The organism is Chitinophaga sp. (assembly GCF_019236475.1).
Taxonomy (GTDB): Bacteria; Bacteroidota; Bacteroidia; order Chitinophagales; family Chitinophagaceae; genus Chitinophaga.
Window position 1 is genome coordinate 293,146 of the sequence record NZ_JAFAIX010000014.1, and the last position, 21,250, is coordinate 314,395.

Annotated in this window: 11 protein-coding genes; 9 read left to right on the top strand and 2 right to left on the bottom strand. The window is 45.9% G+C overall.

Annotation, left to right across the window (positions count from 1 at the left end):
* Positions 1 to 4 precede the first annotated feature (4 nt).
* The 6 genes from JO154_RS26365 to JO154_RS26390 all read left to right on the top strand — a co-directional run bounded on the left by JO154_RS26365 (position 5) and on the right by JO154_RS26390 (position 14,362).
* Positions 5 to 4,000, top strand: a complete 3,996-nt coding sequence (locus JO154_RS26365; protein WP_291952172.1) for a hypothetical protein — start codon at positions 5 to 7, stop codon at positions 3,998 to 4,000.
* Between the two features lie 9 nt (positions 4,001 to 4,009).
* Positions 4,010 to 5,506, top strand: a complete 1,497-nt coding sequence (locus JO154_RS26370; protein WP_291952174.1) for a hypothetical protein — start codon at positions 4,010 to 4,012, stop codon at positions 5,504 to 5,506.
* 45 nt (positions 5,507 to 5,551) lie between these two features.
* Complete coding sequence (locus JO154_RS26375) at positions 5,552 to 5,983, top strand: hypothetical protein (protein WP_291952176.1); 432 nt, start codon at positions 5,552 to 5,554, stop codon at positions 5,981 to 5,983.
* 81 nt (positions 5,984 to 6,064) lie between these two features.
* Positions 6,065 to 6,577 (top strand): hypothetical protein, encoded by a 513-nt coding sequence (locus tag JO154_RS26380; RefSeq protein WP_291952178.1) that lies wholly within the window; start codon positions 6,065 to 6,067, stop codon positions 6,575 to 6,577.
* A gap of 73 nt (positions 6,578 to 6,650) precedes the next feature.
* Complete coding sequence (locus JO154_RS26385) at positions 6,651 to 13,613, top strand: type I polyketide synthase (RefSeq protein WP_291952180.1); 6,963 nt, start codon at positions 6,651 to 6,653, stop codon at positions 13,611 to 13,613.
* On the top strand, positions 13,610 to 14,362 hold the full coding sequence (locus JO154_RS26390) for an aspartyl/asparaginyl beta-hydroxylase domain-containing protein (protein WP_291952182.1): 753 nt from the start codon (positions 13,610 to 13,612) through the stop codon (positions 14,360 to 14,362). Before JO154_RS26385 ends, JO154_RS26390 begins: the two co-directional genes overlap by 4 nt.
* 138 nt (positions 14,363 to 14,500) lie before the next feature.
* On the opposite strand, the gene JO154_RS26395 is transcribed toward JO154_RS26390, so the two are convergent.
* On the bottom strand, positions 14,501 to 15,127 hold the full coding sequence (locus JO154_RS26395) for a DnaJ domain-containing protein (protein WP_291952184.1): 627 nt from the start codon (positions 15,125 to 15,127) through the stop codon (positions 14,501 to 14,503).
* Between the two features lie 621 nt (positions 15,128 to 15,748).
* On the opposite strand from JO154_RS26395, the gene JO154_RS26400 reads away from it, so the two are divergent.
* Positions 15,749 to 16,384, top strand: coding sequence for a response regulator transcription factor (locus JO154_RS26400; RefSeq protein ID WP_291952186.1), 636 nt, complete (start codon positions 15,749 to 15,751; stop codon positions 16,382 to 16,384).
* Here the strand turns inward: JO154_RS26400 and JO154_RS26405 are convergent.
* On the bottom strand, positions 16,370 to 19,420 hold the full coding sequence (locus tag JO154_RS26405) for a two-component regulator propeller domain-containing protein (protein ID WP_291952188.1): 3,051 nt from the start codon (positions 19,418 to 19,420) through the stop codon (positions 16,370 to 16,372). The two genes, JO154_RS26400 and JO154_RS26405, sit on opposite strands and share 15 nt — an antisense overlap.
* Before the next feature lie 216 nt (positions 19,421 to 19,636).
* On the opposite strand from JO154_RS26405, the gene JO154_RS26410 reads away from it, so the two are divergent.
* A complete protein-coding gene (locus tag JO154_RS26410; protein WP_291952190.1) occupies positions 19,637 to 20,878 on the top strand; it encodes a retropepsin-like aspartic protease in 1,242 nt (413 codons plus the stop codon).
* A gap of 56 nt (positions 20,879 to 20,934) precedes the next feature.
* The gene (locus JO154_RS26415) at positions 20,935 to 21,201 is read left to right on the top strand and encodes a hypothetical protein (RefSeq protein ID WP_291952192.1); all 267 of its coding nucleotides are present in this window, start codon (positions 20,935 to 20,937) and stop codon (positions 21,199 to 21,201) included.
* The last annotated feature ends 49 nt before the right edge of the window (positions 21,202 to 21,250 follow it).

Consider the following 21,250-nt stretch of genomic DNA (forward strand, 5'->3'; position numbering starts at 1 on the left):
CATTATGGCAGACACCCAATATATTCCCGTTTGGCCAGGCCCTGTAGTAATGGTGCCTGTACCGGTTGACATACTTCGTATAGGCAATCCCGATGTTACCTCTACTACTGTTTGGGCTACCAACAAAAATAATTACTATAACCTGTGGATGAAGCAAATCCCCGACCCTACACCGTTTGGGCAAGGTAGTTGTCCGGATGCAGGTATACACCTCATGTGGACGCTTCCCTATAGTATGCGCCAGGGACAACAATCCGACGAAAACAATCCAGATGGAAATGTGAACTTCCCATTTGTTCCCAACCGCTGGCTGATTACTCGTTTTACCTATCCCGTACAGGATAAAAACAATCCTAATCCCACCCCACCGCAGTTGCAAGCGACCATCGTTTGCAGTGATATGCTATTTGATATTCGGGATGCCACCAATAACGGTTCTTCCAATGGTGCTAGCCAATACCCATATCCAGATGATCCTACCTTCCCCATTAAAGGCATTGGCGTACCGATGCCGCTGGCCAATTGGAAAGGGGAAGCCCGTACAGGTAAAGCCCTGATTAAGGCAGTAGGCCCTGGTGACGTATCTTGGTCGGTGGCTTATGATAACGTGAAGAATGTATTCACCCTGCATGATGATGTAGGTAGTGCTGCCGCGCAATTTACCTATTCCCTCCTGGGTTGGTATGACGACCCTACGGATGATCTGCTCTCAAAGGTTACTACCAGTACCAATGAAGAGTGGATGAATATGTTGCAAGGCCAATTCGGCTGGTCTGTAGGCGGAGCAGGAGAAGTACAGGAAGCAGTGGACGACTGGCAGGCTTGGCAGAAATCCCACGGACTGGATGGTCCTTTTGACCCCAATAAACTCCAGTTGCCACCACAGATTAAAAATGCGATGATCGCCTGGAACAACTGGCGTCAGCAATATGGCGTGAAGGAAGACAAGCCTCCTTTGCCCACCCAGTGTATTTGTCATTCCATGGCTACTGTGGGTTGGCAGGGAGACACGGTGGCCTATGGCACAGGCGTTCCCACGCCGGAAGGTGGGGTGAGCATTGCAGTTGGCAACAACGCTATGGAAGCTATCTCCTCATTTATGGCCAATAAGGTAGTGGAAAGTCAACATCAAAATCCAGCAAATATACCCATCATAGAAAGGGCGCTGGAAGCCTTCCAGAAAGATCTCTTATCGAAACTAAACGACGATCCTACCGCGGTAGAAATGGCCATCCATGCAGATCGGTTTGAACAGCATTACAGCGGCCAAGAATGGATCGTAGTACGACCAGAAAGTACAGACGAGAAGATTCTTGGTACTGGCGGTCAACAGTCCATCCCACTGAGCGCTGCTGATACCGAAACCCTCACACAGCTCAATGCAAAACAACGAGACCTGAACACCTTGAACTTGGATTTACTTACGCTGCGACAAGAAATGTTTCAGCTCCATGTAAAACAGAGCCTCTTTGTAAAATCCACACCTGCTGCCATTAAAACACAGGTGAATAACAGCATGGCCGCCATTACCCAAGCATTGAATACGCAAACCAATGCACGGGACCAAAAGAAAGCAGAAATAGACACAGATGCCACTGCATTCGCGACTAAGCTGGGAAATAATTTCGTGCTGAAAGCAGTGGACTTGTTGCCCGCTGCCGCACCTGTAGATCCGGTCATCATGGTTGGTGGCGCCTATATCGATACCAAACTTACATCGCCAGAACAATACACAGATACAACAGAACTCTTTGTACGCTTTACTGGACAAACAGTAACCGGTATCAGTGTAACCTTCACCGTTAATAACACGCCTACCACACAATTGATTGCGGCGGCAGAACTCCTGGAGAAAGTAACCATCCCCACCTGGAACATCTTCCCGAAAGAAGCCATGGACCTGTGGATTGAGACCATGATCCTTGATACTTCTTGCGCTGCCTTGATTGCCTCCATTTGGTTCAGCAAGACTGGTGTCTCCCCAAATAACGACCAGATGAAGCAACTCACCCAGCAGATCCAGGCACAGCAGACGGCTGTCTGGAATGATGCGGCTTCTCTGGGATTTCATCCGCAGGCACTGAAAGCGGTTTCTGGTATCGAAGGCGTGATACCTTCTCCATTTGGTGTAGCCTTTATCACCAAGCAACCATGGACCCCTATTTACATGGATTGGAAGATACAGTACATCCCTTCTTCCATGGATGCGACCAGCTCCTTAACCAATTGGAAACTGGGAGATATTGATTTCGACTGGACCGGCAGTAGCCTCACACCACCAACCAATAACATTGTACTATATGGCCGTGCCGTGATGAATGCAAAATCATCGCAAGTGATAAAATCCAAAATGGCATCCTTCCAGAGAGATCCCATATTCGACGGACTTCCGCAATATGTACTGGATGATCTACAAAGAGTGGCGGGTATGGTAGGACACCTGGATTTACTCACACAGTCGATGAGCGGTTTTACCAAACAACTTATCACTTCCCTGATCTCTATCAATACTGCACCAACAGATGCAAATGTCAAAAAGCTGCTGGGTGATAGCGAACTTAATTTCAGGCCGAAGTTGGTGAATTACCAGGACTCACAGCCTTTCTTCCCTATTCGTGCAGGCCATTTCCAACTGGTAGACCTTTGGGTGGTAGATGCTTTCGGGCAGGTATTAAAAACAAAGAGCAGCTTCGCTTCGCCACTGGACCCACTGCCGAATGTGTACTGGTGCGAAAACTTAACTACCAGCAGTCCTAACTTTAAGGACCCGGACAGCAAATATTACGGACAACTTTCGCCGAGAGTGTCCCAGCCGTCGAATGTTCATTTGAACCTGCTGCAACAGAATAATGATACTATTAGGACTAATTCCTCTGATTTAACTAGTCCTATTTGCGGCTGGGTAATGCCCAACCACATTGATAATTCCCTGATGGTATTTGATGCCAATGGCATCAACCAGGGGGCTATCATTAAAGTACAAAGGCAGATTGAAGATGGCAACGAAGAAGCCGATTTTCAATACACCATCCGATGGGATGCCGTACCGGGCAGCAATACCACCTTAGGAGCGCCGCCAGCCCTGGAAAATGAGCACTTGCAGGCATTCGTTACTAACCTATTAAAAACCGGGTTTTCCGGTTCATCGGCGTACGATGATCTGATCAGTGTGATAGACGTGAGCTTATGGCCGATGAGTAATTTCAAAAGTCAGTCGGGCAACCAGTCTGTATTACTCGGCAGGCCCCTCGCCGTAGTACGTGGCGAAGTACATATGGAGCTGGCAGGTACCCCCGCCTACAATCAAAGCTGGATAGATACCGGGAAATATTATAACAACAATCAAAATTATCAGCCTACAGATCCACCGTTTATGGGCACACCATTTACCGTGAGAATTGGCGACTCCTATCTTTCCGGAAATGGTGCTATCGGTTATTTTGAGGCAGATAACTACGATACCTTCTACGCCGTGTATGGCGCCAATGGCCAGACCAGCGAACTGCTGAAAATGTTCTCCCGCAATGCAAGGGGCAAAATCAACTTAGCAGGTTTTGCCGCGCAGGAATTCACGGGAACAGGGTTTGTATCCAAGTACGTGCAGCAAGGTCACACAGTAACGCTAACGCCTGAACGAAATGCGATTAAGCTCACCATGCTGGTAGATCCTTCTGGCGGCATTCCGGTGATTCCTGGTAGTCAGCCGCTGTTCAATGTGAGCTTGCCTAATGGTCCTGTATCCAATGCGTTGAGTAATCTCAAATCCACTTTCCGCACGGGACCACTGCTGCTGGATCCAGACAAAATCAAGATGCCTACGCCAGCAGAAGTACATGGCAAATGGGGATGGGTAGCCCGCAAGGATGTAACCACCTGGAAAGCTGAAGAGCCTATTGAACCATATACGCCGATAGCAACTGCTGACCAGGATAATCTGCGACTGACAGAAGGCTGGATTACCTTATCTGGCACGAATCAACAACAACCAGAAAATAACTAAATCAGGGTTATGGCAAATTTGACATTTGATTATGCTTTTCAGCCATCCGACATATTCACTAACTCAGTAGTGGATTTGCATCTCTACGTCACTAACAATACGGCAGATACCATCCAATATGAAGGTGGACCTGATAGTGATGAAATACATATCAATTTCCCCGCTGGGTCTGGCCCTACAGACCTGGTGGTGGATACCAGCTTTACCAGCAAGTCAGAGACACAATATTTTAGCTGTGGTAAAAGTGGGAGCAATAATGATTTTGTCATTACAGCAACGATGACGGTGCCCATTCCAAAGGGCGGCCAGATTCATATCGTGTTCCAGCAAGTACCTATCAATGCTGCTGGCGGAACAGCTTCCATCGGCATCACAGAATATCTTGGATCGGCCGATCCAGCGAGTGGTAGCAAAGAAATCATCAAAACCGTACCTGCGTCGTTGAGTATCATGGCGTATTTACAGCAGCAGGTAGTGGGATTAAACCAAACCACTACCCTTACCTGGTACTCTACCGGTGCTACCAGGGTGGTGGTCACAGGATTTGCCACTGGCAGCAGGCAGCGGGCATTCCCTGTTAAAGGCGACAAACCGCCTTATAAAGGAGATTGCATCGTAGACATCGCCGCCGATAAAGATAGTACGCCGTATACCTTGATTGCCTATAACGGGAACGGCAATACGGACCCTAGTGCACAGATACAGGTGACCTTATATCATGGTTATGCTATTATCAATTCCTTTGAAGCGTATAAATCTGATAAACTAAATCAGGATAACCGGATAGGCACTGATCCACTGTCAGTAGACCAGAGCGTTACCCTTTACTGGTATCTGACTTATGCTTCTGGATCACAACTGAAACCGCCTGGTAGACCGCTCAACAACCCTATTACACCAAGACAGGTAACGCCAGGGATGGATCTGGTAAAAGCTTTCCAAGGTAATTATGGTAATATGGATAGCTCTGCCAAGTACCAACTGACCGCATTTGGATTTGAAGATCAGAACCCAACACAAACACTCACCTTTAACTTAAAACCGGTGGGTATTGCCTATTTCAAATTTAAAGATCCAGGGCTTACCCAGGTGATTTGGGATACCGATCCAACGGGATGGCCGGCCATGGAAGTAAACATGAGCAATCAGCCGTATACGTTCACGATTTATCAGCCTGGTGGCACGCAATCCGTATACTACCTGGGAGGCAACGATACTACACATCCGCAGATCAAGTATTTCGATTACACCAAAGCCACCGGCGATCAATACAAACTAACCTGGATTACTGCGAATCTCACGAGTCTTACACTCAATCCTGGCAATATCACTATTACAGGCGACCAGATTACAAACGGATCTCAAACATTGAAGCTGGAAGCGGCACAGTATCGATTAACGGGTAAGGCAGCAGATGGTAGCACGATAGACAGTATACTAAATGTGCCCTACACGGTGGTAAATACTGAAATAGTAGACCCCTCCCTTCTGGGAGTTAATGAATAACACTACTGATAATCATTCATCTTTCACCTTTAAAAAACACATGTCATGACAGAGAAAACCCAACATTTCGAAGCGCCGGAATTAATGACCGACCCCAACTGTACCATTACAGTTTCTATCGGACAAAACATTCCGAACTACCCCGCTAATGTTTCCAACAAGAACATCACAGATGCGCAGAATGCGATCGGGCAACTGACATTTGCTGATATATGGAGACTGCCACCATTCCGTATTGAATACGGCTCTGTAAGATTGGATGTACAGGGCGCCATTGCTGGCGGTGGCCGCAACTGGCAGGTGCAAATCAATGGCATAAATGGTAATTCTACTATTTCTGCCACCTTAGTGCAAGGCAATCTCGCGACTGCTTCTACTGCTGAAAGACAGCAATATGTGCAACGCATGGTACGCAATGCCCTAGAGCAAAGTTTGTCTACCAAAAAAGTAACAGACGTAAATGGACCTTGCAAATAAATATCCTTCCGGGTTGGTGGTATCACTGGCCCGGATTTTCGTTTAATCAACTCCGTTAGTAAACCTCAAAAACTATTTCATATGGCACCAACAATCACTTTAGCAGACGTATCTATCAAAGAAGGTGAAGTAAACCAGGTAACAGGTACTAACACCTTGATATATCCTAATATTAATAGCTGCCTATCGTTGACTGCTGTTTTTGCGGATAACAAAAGAGTAGGCGGACACGCAGTTATGTTTCCAGTAGCCCCACAATTGAACCTGAAACAAATTTGCGATTACCTCATGGCGAACAAGGGCACTAGCAATACTTTGATTGTTGTTGGAGACATCGGCACATGGAACCAAAACTGGTCCATGCTGGATGAAACCAAGAACCTGGTGATCAATGGCAAAAAGGTAAATAATGTATTGGAAATGGGAACTGCCATGGGCTTCACCAATGTGGTGCAAAAGGATACCATCATCTGTGATGCCGATGGCAGCACCTATGATGTATACTTTGGATTTGAAGGTAGTAATAGAGTTTACTGGGTGTATGATCACAAAACCAGTAAAGTATGTACCGCATTTGGAAAACAAACCTGGTAAACCAACTATAAGCCGGCAATCCCATGATGGATTGCCGGCACATTTCCCTAGCAAATTTCCCAAATATTTTTTCATGGAGCATTCCACTATCGTAGATCTCATCTCCAGGTTCCCTATCGGCAAAGCGAATGAAAAGGCGCTTGTTTTCCTGGATCACAACGGTAATGAATCACAGACCTTCACCTACCGCACCCTGAAACAGCAATGTATTGCAATCGCTGAAAACCTGCACACACACCTACCTTCCGGAGAAATGGTATTGTTATGTACACCAGAACAATCAGATTTCACGACCATCTTCTTTGGCTGCATGATGGCAGGTATTATCCCCGTCCCCATGCCGCCCGTTCGTAACAACAAGGATAAAAATGGACTGGAACGCATCATTCGTATACTCCAAGAAAAACATATCAGCACTATTATCCTACCTGACGAGCAAGTGGATTTATTCCGGGAAGCACTGCAAATGGCCCATCTCTCACAGGTACGATTGATCCCGCTGGAACGCCTGCAACGTCCTGGCATCACCGCAGTAGCGCTTCCTGTCATATCTGAAACAGACATCGCTTACATTCAATATACATCCGGTTCTACCGGCACTCCGAATGGCGTGATCATACGCCATCAACAAGCCATCAGTAACCTGGCCTTCATGTACCGGGTTTTCCAACGGAAAGAAATGGTTCGTGTAGCAGGCTGGCTCCCCTTCCATCATGATATGGGGCTGATCGGACATTTGCTCACCGTGCTCTACGAGCATGGTTTTGGTGTTTTTATCAGTCCGCAAACTTTTATGGCTTCCCCCGCCCTCTGGCTGAAGATGATCGGGCAATACCAAGCTAATGCTGCCGCGGCCCCTCCATTTGCATTCGACCATTGCTGCAATAAAATTAATAGTCCAGATGGATTACAGCTCTCCTCTTGGAAATACGCCTATGTAGGTGCTGAAACCATTGCGCCTGAAGTGCTCCAACGTTTTGCTACCAGATTTGCACCAGCAGGATTTGATCTACATACTTTCAAACCGGTATACGGATTGGCAGAGGCCACTCTCCTGGTAGCCGGTGGTGGTAAAGGCTTAGATGAGTTACTACCGTTGACGCATAAACGAACAACAGGAAAATCAGTACGTCAACTGCTGCCTTATCCTACTGATCCCGAAGTACAAATTATCATTCAAGATGCAGAAACAGGCCAACCGCTTGCAGCAGGAGCAGAAGGAGAAATTTATATCCTGGGGGCAGGCAATGCCAGCGGCTACTTGGAAGATAAAGGCATGGAGGCCATACAGGAAGGCGCCCCTATCAAAACTGGCGATACCGGATTCCTGGAAGATGGTCGCCTTTATATTACCGGTAGATCAAAAGATATCATCATTGTGCGAGGCGTAAACTACTCCGCCGATGACCTGGAAAATACTATCCGTTATCATCAACCGGATATCCAAACGAACGACAGAACCGTTTGTATTTCACATTTTGCTAATGGAGAACAATTATTTGTGTTCCAGGAAATACATCGGCATACAGATAATACCACACAGGAACGCATTATCAGTAGTATAAAAGGTAGTCTGGCAGAAGGTTACGGCATTACGCCAGACAATATTGTACTGGTTCCTTCTGGTTGCATTCCCAGAACTACCAGCTATAAGGTATCCCGGAAGGCATGCCTGACGCAATATTTACAAGGAAAACTCCCGGTCATCCATACAAACACAGCAGCAGCTATGACGCCAGACGATGCGGTGGTCATTGTGTCTATGGCTTGTCGTTTTCCGGGAGGAGCGAATTCTCCGGAGGCTTTTTGGGAGTTGCTGCAACAAGGCACAGATGCGATTTCGGAAGTACCCCCCTCTCGCTGGGACAATGACGTTTTCTATGATGAAAAACCGGCTATGCCCGGAAAAGTTAATACCCGCTGGGGAGGGTTCGTGGCCGATATTGATATGTTTGATCCCGCATTATTTGGGATCTCACCACATGAGGCCCCAGAAATAGATCCGCAACAACGTATGTTACTGGAAACATCTTGGCGTTTGTTGGAAAATGCCGGTTGGAAAAAGGAACAGCTAGCAGGCACGGATACAGGCGTTTTCCTCGGGGTGTCTACTAACGATTACCTCTATATGAAAATAAAACTCATCCCAGGAATGGAGAGCTTTAATGCTTATTCTGGGTTGGGGAATGCGAATAGTCTTACTGCGAACAGGATTTCCTACACCTACGATTTAAAAGGCCCCAGCATGGCGATAGACACCGCCTGTTCTTCTTCTCTTACGGCCTTTCATCTGGCAGTAAAAGCCATTCGCAATGGCGAGTGTACACAAGCAATTGCCGGTGGTGTAAATGCTTTGTTATCTCCCGGACCAACCATTACCTTATCACAGTTTGGCATGATGTCGCCGGTAGGGAGATGTAAAACCTTCGATGCCAGTGCAGATGGATATGTACGTGCAGAAGGTTGCGGGATGGTGATGTTAAAGCGTAGATCCGCTGCGCTGCGGGATGGAGATCCTATCCTCGCCACAGTGCTGGCCAGCGCGGCCGGACAGGATGGCAAAAGTAATGGGATCACCTCCCCTGATGGCCCGGCACAATACCGCTTGATCTCGCGGACGCTCACAGAAGCTGGTGTCTCCCCAGAAACAATTTCTTTTATTGAAGCCCATGGCACGGGCACTGCACTAGGAGATCCTATAGAGCTAGAACAACTGGTAAAGATATATGGACAAGGAACGGGCACAGATTGCTATGTAGGCGCCGTAAAAGCGAATATTGGCCACTTGGAAGCCGGCGCTGGTATTGCAGGTTTGCTCAAAGCTGTGTTAATGCTGCAACACGGCAAAATCCCACCACAACCACATTTGCGGGAATTAAATCCACGTATACACTTGGAGGGCAGTAGGCTGAAAATCCCTACTGTACTGAGTAATTGGGCATCTGCTGGTCCGAGGAGAACTGCTATCAGTTCCTTTGGCTTTGGCGGAGCGTTAGCACATGCCATCCTGGAGGAGGCAACGCCGGTACCTGCGCCAGCTCCTCTTGAGCATGCGTTGTTTACGCAAACGCCATTTATATTCTCTGCACATACACCGGAAGGGCTGTTACAACAGGCTGATAACTGGATTGATTTTCTTTCTAAGGAACCCGCCATCGGTGTTCATGACCTATGCTATAGTCAGGCGCTAACGCGAACGGACCTACGCTTTCGTCAGGCTTTCCTGACCGACAGTAAAGCGGCGCTGTTGCAGAAGCTGAAAGCCTTCCGGGAAGGGGTTATACAGTCGGCCGATACAACTACGGACGGACAACGATGCTTTATTTTCTCCGGTCAAGGCGATCAATACAAGAGTATGGGGCGGGAACTGTATTTCCATTTCCCTGCATTCCGTCGTGCTTTTGATCGCTGCGCTGCTGCGGCAGATGATCCGGAGACCGGGTATTCCTTGGTGGGAATGATCAATGGAAAAGAAGAAGGTACTTTCTTACTGGGTCATGATTATCAGCCGGTACTTTTTGCCGTACAATATGCATTAGGGATATTATTGGAAGAAAGTGGCTGTATTCCGGCGCTCATGCTGGGACACAGTATTGGCGAATATGCAGCGGCCTGTTTGGCCGGATGTTTTGAGCCAGAAACAGGAATTGCCATGCTCAAAAAGAGGGCAGCACTTCTAACTGCACTTCCTCGAGAAGGCGGTATGTTAACTATTTTCACCGATAAAGACACCGTAGCAGCCGCCATTGCTGGGATACCGGAAATTGGTATTGCCGCATTGAATAGTCCTGTGAAAACAGTGGTATCTGGTAGTCCTGATGCTATCAACGCCGTTACTACTTTCTTCAGTGCCCAGAAAATTGGGCTTTATACGTTGAAAGTGGCACAGGCATTTCACAGTCATTATATGGACCCTATTTTGGAGCCATATCGGGAGTTCCTCCAACAGTTCACTTTCCGGGCGCCGTCTAGGAGATGGATATCATCCTTTCATGGCGCAGAAATGACCATAGCACCGGATGCGGATTACTGGGTACAACAAACCAGGCAAGCGGTGAACTTTAAGCAGGCATTAACGCTGTTGGCTTCAGAAAAAATACGGGAATTCGTGGAAATAGGCCCTGGTGGCAATACGCTGCTGGCAGTCAGTGAAACGATCGATTGTAGTAATACCCAACTATTGCGTACACTCAATTTCCGCAAGGGCGATAGAACAGAGGGTTATTTCCTAATGGAGGCGCTCTGCCGCATGTATTGCGCTGGCGCCAATATACACTGGGAGCAAGTGTTACAAGGCAAGGCCTTCCCTGCTATCATTCCTGGTCAGGCATTTCAACACAAACGTTATTGGCTGCCGGGATTGAGTCCGGAACAACTGACTGCCTTTGCAGATCAGGGGCATCACTCCCGCAGTGTTCAAAAGACGTTGACGGATTGTTTCTACCAGATCCGCTGGAATCCAGCAGGCACCATTACTACGGATATTCCAGAAGATGTATTGCGTAAGAAAATAAACTGGATTATTGCCGCTCCGGCGGGCGCTGTTACCGACCAGCTATTACAGCGATTAAAGGCGGTTCAAAAAAGCGTGTATTGGTTCTGTACGGGTGGTGATATTGCTGGAAAAAATCGCGCTGATTACCAGTTTGAAGTTCGTTCAACGAAAGCGGATTATCGCCGGGCCTTGGATAAAGTAGTGAATTTGCAGCGTAAAGAAAATGAGCGGGAATGGAAAATAATTTATGCAGACGCCAGTCTGTCGGATTACCAAGGTTCCACTCCGCATCAGCGTATATCCGATAGCGTTAGTAGCCTTATACCCTTCCTGCAGGCCGTCAAGGAGAGTGCATTGGTTATGCCGCTATGGCTACTCACCAGGCATGCACAGCCTGTTCCTGCTGTCACGAAAGCACTCCAATTGGCGGCCTCCCCTCTTTGGGGATTTGGGAAAACATTATTCCTAGAACACCCTGAATGGAGAGGTGGTATGATCGATATCTCTGGGCCGGAAGATGTACCCGCATTACTACACAAAGTACTATTGCCCGGAAAAGAACATTGCATCATATTGCGAAAAGAGCAGCAATACATTACACAGTTAGCCCCTGTTAGGGAAATGCCGACTACCACCGCCACTTTACGCCAGGATGGCGCCTATATCATTACCGGTGGCTTTGGCGGACTTGGACTTGCCTGTGCATCCTGGCTGGCAGGGAAAGGCGTGAAGCACTTGGTATTACTGGGCCGGAGGACGTTACCTGCTATGGAAAGCTGGAGTAATCTCGAAGCGTCTCATCCGGAATACACCATCATACAGCAATTGATCCACTTACAACGGGAAGGAGTACACGTAGAAACACATCGTATAGACGTAAGAGATAGCGCAGCACTTACGCAAGTATTTGAGCAATTAGACAAGCGGAAAATCCCTGTGCGGGGCGTATTACATGCAGCGGGAGTCAACTGGTTTTCCAAAGTGATGGACCTGGACAACAGCCAATTGGCAGATACCCTACAAATCAAGACAGACGCCTCCTGGCAGCTCCATCAACTCACAAAAGACCGGGACCTAGATTGCTTCCTGCTCTTCTCTTCTGTATCAGCATTGTGGGGTTCTGTTGACCTAAGTCATTATACTGCGGCCAACTATTACATGGATATGCTCAGTATGTACCGGGTGGGCATGGGACTTCCGGCCACCAGCATCGATTGGGGTCCGTGGGCGGAAGCGGGCATGAGTGCCGGCGAGCATGAAACCCATGTGTTGCAACAGCTCGGATTCCGACTACTGCCATCTTCCAAGGCTTTGGCCTGCATGGAGACCGCCATCGCGAAGAAAGAGCCGCTATTGTTGATAGCAGATATTGATTGGGAGAAATTCCGGCTGTTTACAGATTTCTCCTTGCAGCCATCGCTGTTTAGCCAAGTAGTGAAAAACAATACAGCTAATACTCCTGCCGCCAGCAACCTGGATCATATTCTTAGCAGTGCTCCCGCAGCGGCTAGGGCACAGATTGAAGAGGTGGTCAGAACAGAACTGCGGATGGTGATGCTGATAGAATCGATGGATACCATAGATGCCCGCCAGCGCTTTAATTTCCTGGGGATGGATTCTCTCATGGCCATATCCTTTGTAGCTCGACTGGAACAGTACTTTCATTGCAAGCTGCCTGCCACCATGGCCTACAACTACCCTACCATAGAAGCGGTGAGCGATTTCATTTATTCGCTGGTGTATACAGATCACGGAATAGTTGAACAAGGTGCTGAACCTGAGATTGCGCCCATACCTGAAACACCTCCTGCAAAAGCGTTTGTGGTATTGCAAGAGAAACATACGCCTATCAAACAGCGATTATACTGCTTCCCATACGCAGGTTCAGGGGCATCCGCCTTTGGCCGATGGGGAGATGCTTTCGGCTCGAACCTAGAGGTGATCGCTGTACAGCCACGAGGACGGGAAGAGCGCAGTCATGAACCTGCATTCACAGATCTGCCAGCACTTATCCATGATTTGTTGCAGGAATATACAGATCCCGAAGAAGAATTTTACTTCTTCGGGCATAGCATGGGCGCATTGATGGCGTATGAGTTTTATGCCGCCTTACAACGCGCAGGCAGGAAACTACCAGCAGGCATGATTCTATCCGGCTGCGGCGCCCCATTGGAGGCCAGCAATGGCACTTTACATCAACTGAACGAAGAGTCCTTTATTGAAGAAGTATTGAGGAGTTATGGCGACCCTGGTATCGCCGCCGAAAGGAGAAAAGCCTTGCAGCATAGCAGTGAATTGTTACGTGCCGATCTACAAGTATTAGAATGTTATCAGCCGCATGGAGCAGCGATTACTGTTCCGCTGACCGTCGTTACTGGCTTGCAGGATCAATTGGCGCCACCTGCGGAAGTACGTCGTTGGATGGAGCTGGCCACGAATAATTTCTCTATTTGTTTCCTGAAAGCAGGCCATGACCTGGTACAGCAGAAAAGTCAAGATCTTATCAAAATCATTTCCTCAGCCATCAAGCAACCACTATGAGCCATCCAATAAAACCTTGGTATAATGTATTTGGGGGACGCTATACCGGCGAACAGCCCCCCTTCTATAACAGAGAGGAACTACCCTGGGTACAGGTCCTAGAAGATAACTGGGAAATCATCCGAGATGAAGTAACAGGACTAATGCAGGAAAAACCGGCCCGGTTACGTCCTTATTTCATTAATAAGTCGATGTCCTTTCCTCCTAAAAAGTGGAAGACGATGGGGTTGTATTTCTGGAAATTCACGATGCATGACAATTGCAGGAAATGTCCGGAAACAGTGAAGTTAATGAAACAGATCCCAAATCTGACCTCTTGTTCGCTGAGTGTGTTGGAGCCGGGGTCTAATATCAATCCGCATCAAGGAGATACGGATGCTATTATCCGTTGTCACTTAGGGCTCTCCGTGCCCGCAGCGCTGCCGGATTGCGGATTCCAGGTATCTAAGGAGATACGGCCATGGGAAAATGGGAAAGCCCTCCCCTTTTGCGATGCACATACGCATACCGCCTGGAACCATTCCGATAACAGGAGATTGATCCTAATCATTGATGTGATACGGCCGGAGTATGCTAAACAGGAGAATATGATTTGTGCCCATGTGCTGGCATCTTCTGTCTTGCAAATGTTGTATCAGCGCTTTGCCTTTTTAGGGCGGCAATCGGGCTACCTTAAGAAGTACCTCTACAATCTGCTACGGTATTCTATTTGGGTGGTGTTGCCGATTCAACGGTTGAAATTTTTTTAAAAAATGAAGGTGTATCAAAACCGGTAATTGACGTCTGCGACGTCAATTACCGGTTTTGATTTTTCGTCGTCCCTGCCCTGCGGGCAGGGACGACAGGCAGGGGCGTTTTGCCTTCATTGCCATTTAGGAAAATTTGATTTATTTCACTTTGAGGTGTCTGTCTATGTTCTTATAACTGGTATCTTGTACCTCTTGCGTACTTTTAATGGACATACCATCCATCAGTCCAGGCAGGCTATCACTCACGTACATGCCGTTTCCTGAGCCATTATCGATATGCCTAAAGCCAGGGATTGAATCGCCTGAATAATAAACTTTTACGTCCTCGGACTTCCAGGTAGGAGTATTATTCATCCTGGAAACATGAACCAATACGATGATACCAATTACTATCAGTCGTATATATTTCCCCGCAGAGGAACTACTTTCTTTCGTGGTATCGTTGCCGTTAGTATAACGGTAGCTGAATTGGGAAGAGGAATCATGCGTCTCCCATTTCTCCCATTCCTCATATGTATAGGATGAAGTGGAGTCGGGAGCTTGTTGTCGCGCAGCATTTCTCAAATACGCATCATGTATTATTCTGCGACTCGGGTTTGACAGTACTTCGTACGCCTGTTGCAGTTCTTTGAATTTCTCTTCCAAGTATTTATCGCCCCCGTTTAGATCCGGGTGGTATTTTTTCGATAGTCTTCTATAGGCGGCTTTAATCTCATCTTGTGTGGCCTGCTGGCTTACGTCAAGAATCTGATAATAGTTATTCATAAGTACAAAGGGAACGGCTAAACGTATTTATGGTTCCAATATATTAAATAAATACAATAACAATGGTGGAAATACCAAAGACGGAGTGGAAGACTTTCTGGGAATAACGTTAACACCTATATGAAAATAAAAAGGGGTCGCTAAGACTAGCGACCCTTCTCTGTACTATCCTATGAAAACCTTAGATAACCATATGAATAATAATCCATATTATCCCTGCAAAGATAGCCCCAGGATATCACATCATTTGTAGTACAACTACGATATATTTACTTGATAATTAATTATTTGTGAAAATATTAGGCGCCAGGCGGAAGTCCGGCACCGTCATTTATATGTACCTATTGTAGTCAAAGTGGTCAAGTGTTATTGAGACCATATCTTGCCAATATGGATCTTAAGTTGACCTTCTGTTAAATTTAAATGGCGGATCTATCCGCAGATCCGGGAATAATTTGTGGTTGTGTGCTAATTGGAATAGGATGGTAACAGGGACCGCAAAGGTAGTACCCAGCAAAATAAACCGCTGTAGTTGGTCGAATTAATGTCATGTAGTTTTTATACTACAAAAACTAAGGATATAAAAACTAACTTTGCCGCATATACGATAAGAACATACCTATGAAGTCAATTTTAATTTTAGAAGATCATGTGATTGTGAGGATGGGCATATCGGCGATTGTCAAAAACCTGTTCGGACGGGTAACTATTGTGGAGTCGGATAACTTTAATGAAACCATCCAAATATTAGGAAACCGATCATTTGATTTATTAATATTAGACATCAATATTCCCGGGGGAAACAACCTGAAGATGATTGACGCCGTGAGATTGCGGCAACCGGAAATCCGCATACTAGTTTTCTCCGGGTATGATGAACAACTGTTTGGTGTTAACTACATACAAGCTGGCGCCAATGGCTATTTACACAAGGATGCCTCAGAAGAAGAAATCCGGAAGGCCCTTTTGATGGTCATGAATCGTGAAACTTATTTGAGCGCCACCCTGAAAGATCAACTGGTACAGCGAATCAGCAATCGTTCGCGGGCTACCCCAGCCAATCCTTTGCATGCCCTATCTGGTCGGGAGAAGGAAGTACTCACGCTCTTGGTGAAAGGAAACAATAACATGAGTATCGCTAAAACATTGAATTTACAGGTGACGACTGTGAGTACTTACAAAAATAGGATATTCGAAAAACTGGAAATTTCCAATATCATTGAACTAACAGAAAAAGTAAGATTATATAGCAATTGATATGGTCAGGCTTGCTCCTTTACCAGGAATGCTTTGTACATATAATTGTCCTTTCAAGAGACGTATCAGTTCCAGTACCATTGCCAATCCGATGCCATAAGGAATCAGTTTTGTAGCAGATAAGGACGCGTCTTCCAAACCAGCTTCTCGTTGTAACCATGCCAATACTTCCGGTTGAAATCCATCGCCGGTATCACTAATCGTGATATGCACCCTTTGCCCACGAGTGGTGGCAGCCAAGCGAATATCCCCATCTACCGTGTGTTTCACCGCATTATCCAATAGGTTATGAATGATAATGCCTAATATCATGAGGTTACTGCGGACCAGCATCCCTATTGGAATTTCATTATGGATGGTTGTTTGTTTAGTAGTGGCTATTGGTGCAAAAATGGCGATTTTCTCTTCTACTAAGTATAACAGGTCTATCTGCTCCATATCCACCGTACTACCCTTCAAATTTGTTTTAATATAGCTGATCAGGTTATCTAGGAGGAAGTACATCCGATACGAGGTATCATAAATAATTCCCGCCTCTTCTTTCATTTGGTCTGCAGCGAGTTCCTTATCAATCATACGTTCTGCGCCATACAGGAGGTAACGCATGGGGGTTTTGATATCGTGAGAGATAGCAGCCACCAGTTTTTCTTGCATCAGCATTTGTTCCCTTAACTTACTTTCTGAAGCCGCCAGCTCTCTAGTACGGGTTTGCGCATATTGATCCAGCTCGATATTTCTTTTTTTCAGGAAGTACATGCGTAGACTGAAATACAGGAAAATCAATAACAGTCCAAGATTCACCAGTAATATTTTGAACCACGCCGTTTCATAATAGGCTGGCGCCACCATTATCACCAGGTTGCGATAGGCGTAATTACCATAACCAAAACCATTCAACTTCCTGATCAAGAGCGCATGTGGGCCGGAAGGAAGCGCAGAAAAAGCCAAGATGTGATTATCCGGAACACTGAGCCAGGCAGTATCCTTATAATCCGTCACCAGCGCATATTCCATCTGGAGATTGTAATCATTGCCGTAGTAAGGCGTACTGAATTCAACCGTCAATTGTTTGAATTGATGCTGGAGCCATACGGTATCATAGTCGCTGTACGTTTTGCCATCTACTGTAATCGCATCCAGGTGCAAAGGCTTTCCTGGCAGATCATATAGCTTTTGTTGGGGCGATAATAAAACAAAGCCATTCATGGACGGCAGGGAAATTCGACCATCTTCCAGCGTGAGGGAGCAAGGGCCACAACCGCCATTAAATTCATTTGTATTGAAGCCCGATTCCCTGGCATAGTACAAATAAAACAAGTGGTATTTCTCCGGCCAGCGTGCGTAATCCAGCAAATCCTGTTTGGAGGCCTGGAACAGTCCTTTATTGGTGGTTAACCATATATAGCCATATTCATCTGGAACAACGCAGTGTACTACCGATAGGAAATTCTGTTTATCCAAGGGAAAGGTAGTCAGTCGATGGCCATCAAAAAGATAAAAGCCAAAGCCATAGGTACTGATCCATATTTCATTTGTATTAACTGCTTTTATGCTCTTGATAGGCTTATTTTCCAGTCCGGGTACGCGTATTGCATGCCTGCTACCAGCCGGACAGTACCAAAGTCCTTTCACGGTTCCGATCCATAAAGTGCCATCTTTCCCCATGACCAGGGGGGCAATACGATCTGGTAATTGCAGATATGGATGTAGTATTCCATCCTTCAAATACAGCAGTTCTCCGTTACCTTTACCTATCCATAACCGTTCATGCTGGTCCGCATAAATGTAGGTTATAAATGACGGAAAGGTATAGGCGTTTAATATGCTGCTACATGCGGAGTCCAGTTCATATAATCGCGTATCTTTTTTATACCAGATATGATGCCGATGATCTATTTCTAAGTTATATTTATCCGAAACGAAGATATTTTTTAAAGCAGGCATGGGTATACTTTTCCTCGTCGTATCCGCGAAATGTATATTTCCGGCGGGCGTGAGTACTGTATTGGGGCCATAATGCACCTGGGCATATTGAACGGGGTCAGCTCCACCGTGTGCGAACGTGCTGAATATCTTTTTCGTGTAGGTATACAAGCCATATCGTCGGCTGCCCATGAAAAGGCGTGCGGCAGTAGGATTATAATAAATGGAGCCAATATCCATTAGCTTTAAATCAATGCCGGCCAACAAAAGCGTAGTATGGAAACTTCCATTGGGGAGTTGGGTTACCTGGTAGAGTGCATTATCCAGGTAGAAAAACAGTTGTCCAGCCGCCGCATTCCAATACAACTGCAGTTTATTTCGATAGGTATTCCAGTATTTATTAGTGGTAATATCTCCTGTAACCTGGCGGGGTACTGGTTTTAAATGATCAAAGCCAAAAAGGGTTCCACTGCAGGTATCCAGGTAAAATAACTCCTTCTCGAAAAAAAAGAAGGAAAGTCGGTCTGTATACTTGAATTCCACCTGTTCCAGTATATGCTGCCCTTTTTGGAGGGTGATCGTATTCCTTGCTATGGCATAAATAGTATCTGCATTTCCAGGAACAAGATATTCCGTCAGTGGCACCAGTCCCTTAAAGTAGTTTGGAAGACCGGATGCCGCAAAAGCATTATTACGATCATTGAGGAGAAAATGCTCCAGCAGGGAAGCTGGCGTCAGCCAAGGCCAATAACGGGTGGTAGCCGTTCCATCGCCGATATCAATGACTGCTTCATCTTCCGTAATCGCATGCAACTGAAGGCTTTGATCGGAGAACAGGTAATTAATTCTGGCAGACTGTAATTTGAGGTTTACGGTATTGAATATACGAAAATACTTTCCGTCGAATCGCACCACGCCATTTTCTGTTCCCATCCAAATGTATCCATTCTTTCCAGGGGCGATGAATTTTACGCTGTTTTGAGGCAGGCCATTTTCATCTGTGTAATGTTTCTCCGGCAGCATGGCTGGAGACTGGGCACAGAGCGGATTTACCTGGCATAACAGTAACAGGTAAGTAAGGATAACCAGATAGCTTTGAGGGGACTTTTTCACATTAATAGGTCACATGGTACAATCTCGAAGGCGCAAGGTAACGTAAAAAACAAATATCAGGAGAATATTATGGATAGAAGGTAGTACGTTTCTTTTTTATAATATGATAATATTACTGCCTAATAACAACAGTCTCCCGTGGTATTTTATGATCTTCTTAAGGAATTTTGCCTGATATTTGATACAGACTAAGTAAATGGACAATCAAGTGGTACTGTGCTTTCCGTACTGATGGTATGTCATCTCCCCATTCAAGCCCAGCCAGTTAACGATAAATTTCCCGAAATATATCAACTGATCCTTAACAGGAACTTTTTTAAAGCCAAAGACTTGTATGCTATTTACAAGGCAAACCTGGACCAGGACCATCAGCAACTGACGGAAGCTATACTGGACAATGCGTTCAACAAACCCGCTATTTCTGATCAAAAAGTAGCCGTATTGTTGCAGACAGACACGCGTCTCCCAGACTCCCTGGTTTTAAAATTGCATCGCCTGAAAGAAGATAATGCGGTGAAACAATATAAATATAAGGAGGCAAAGAATGAAGTGCTCACGATGCTGAAAAAATTTGATCGCATGCTGGATGATAATGAACGAGAGGACCTTTCCAATAACCTAAAAATCTGGACCGCCCTCGAAAATGTACCACCACAGCAAGTAAGCAGAGGTACCGTTAAATTAAAGATGTTTAAGGACTATGCCGGATTAAATAATCTGAAAATAGCCGTAGGCACAGACACCGCAGATTTCATTTTTGATACTGGCGCCAATATTTCCACTGTATCTGTATCGACTGCCAAGCGTTTAAAGTTCAGGTTTATTCCGTCTGAAATCGCGGTCAATGCCATTACGGGCAAGACTGTTACCGCCCAATTGGCCATTTGTGATAAAATGATGTTGGGAGATATCATGGTTGAAAATGTAGTATTTCTGGTGTTGGAAGACGAAGGTCTCTCCTTCCCGAGCATCAACTATTATATCCATGGCATCCTTGGTTATGCTGTCATTGCAGCGCTGCGCGAAATACAAATAACGCAGGATAATTATTTCATTGTGCCAGCAACAGAAACAGACATTAGTGGTCCTTCCAATATGGCCATCGATGGCCTTACGCCGTTAATATGTATTGATAGCATGCATTTTACGTTTGATACTGGCGCGGGAAATAGTATACTCTATGCCCCTTTTTACCTGCGGAACCGCAGCAGTATTGACGGTAACTACCGACCACAACACATCGCTTTTGGCGGTGCAGGCGGGAAAGTGGAAGCAATAGGCTTCAAGGTGAATGTCACCTTCAATATCATGGACAAAAAAGTGCGCGTAAAAAATGTGAACCTGCTAAAAAACAACATCAACCAGGAAAAAGTATATGGGAATATCGGGCAGGATGTGATTCGGCAGTTTTCGAAAATGACGATGAATTTTGATAAGATGTTTATCCGCTTCGACTAGATATTATCTGACAAGCCCTACATTTACTCCAAACTAACAATGCGTATGCGTATATTATGGGAACATCCAAATCCTTGGCTCAAATCCGGAATAAAGCCACCAGCATACCTGTACAGAGCGAATTCAATGAACAGTTTAAATCGCATATCTATCTTGCTGCTATTAAAAAGATAGCTCCTGAAAAAGCGTCGGCTATCACGCGGACGGATGTACGAACTCAATTTATAGATGGGTTAATCTATGATGGTATTATTTGGATAAACTGGTTGGGGAATAAGATATCTTTTGATTTGGAACGGCAGCAGTTGTTGGTGCAGCAATAAATAAAAAACGACAAAAGACCTGCTGGTTAGGCAGGTCTTTTGAAATATT

Coding starts and splice junctions, on each gene's coding strand:
- JO154_RS26365 (WP_291952172.1), top strand. CDS start 5: ATGGCAGACACCCAATATATTCCCGTTTGGCCAGGCCCTGTAGTAATG.
- JO154_RS26370 (WP_291952174.1), top strand. CDS start 4,010: ATGGCAAATTTGACATTTGATTATGCTTTTCAGCCATCCGACATATTC.
- JO154_RS26375 (WP_291952176.1), top strand. CDS start 5,552: ATGACAGAGAAAACCCAACATTTCGAAGCGCCGGAATTAATGACCGAC.
- JO154_RS26380 (WP_291952178.1), top strand. CDS start 6,065: ATGGCACCAACAATCACTTTAGCAGACGTATCTATCAAAGAAGGTGAA.
- JO154_RS26385 (WP_291952180.1), top strand. CDS start 6,651: ATGGAGCATTCCACTATCGTAGATCTCATCTCCAGGTTCCCTATCGGC.
- JO154_RS26390 (WP_291952182.1), top strand. CDS start 13,610: ATGAGCCATCCAATAAAACCTTGGTATAATGTATTTGGGGGACGCTAT.
- JO154_RS26395 (WP_291952184.1), bottom strand. CDS start 15,127: ATGAATAACTATTATCAGATTCTTGACGTAAGCCAGCAGGCCACACAA.
- JO154_RS26400 (WP_291952186.1), top strand. CDS start 15,749: ATGAAGTCAATTTTAATTTTAGAAGATCATGTGATTGTGAGGATGGGC.
- JO154_RS26415 (WP_291952192.1), top strand. CDS start 20,935: ATGGGAACATCCAAATCCTTGGCTCAAATCCGGAATAAAGCCACCAGC.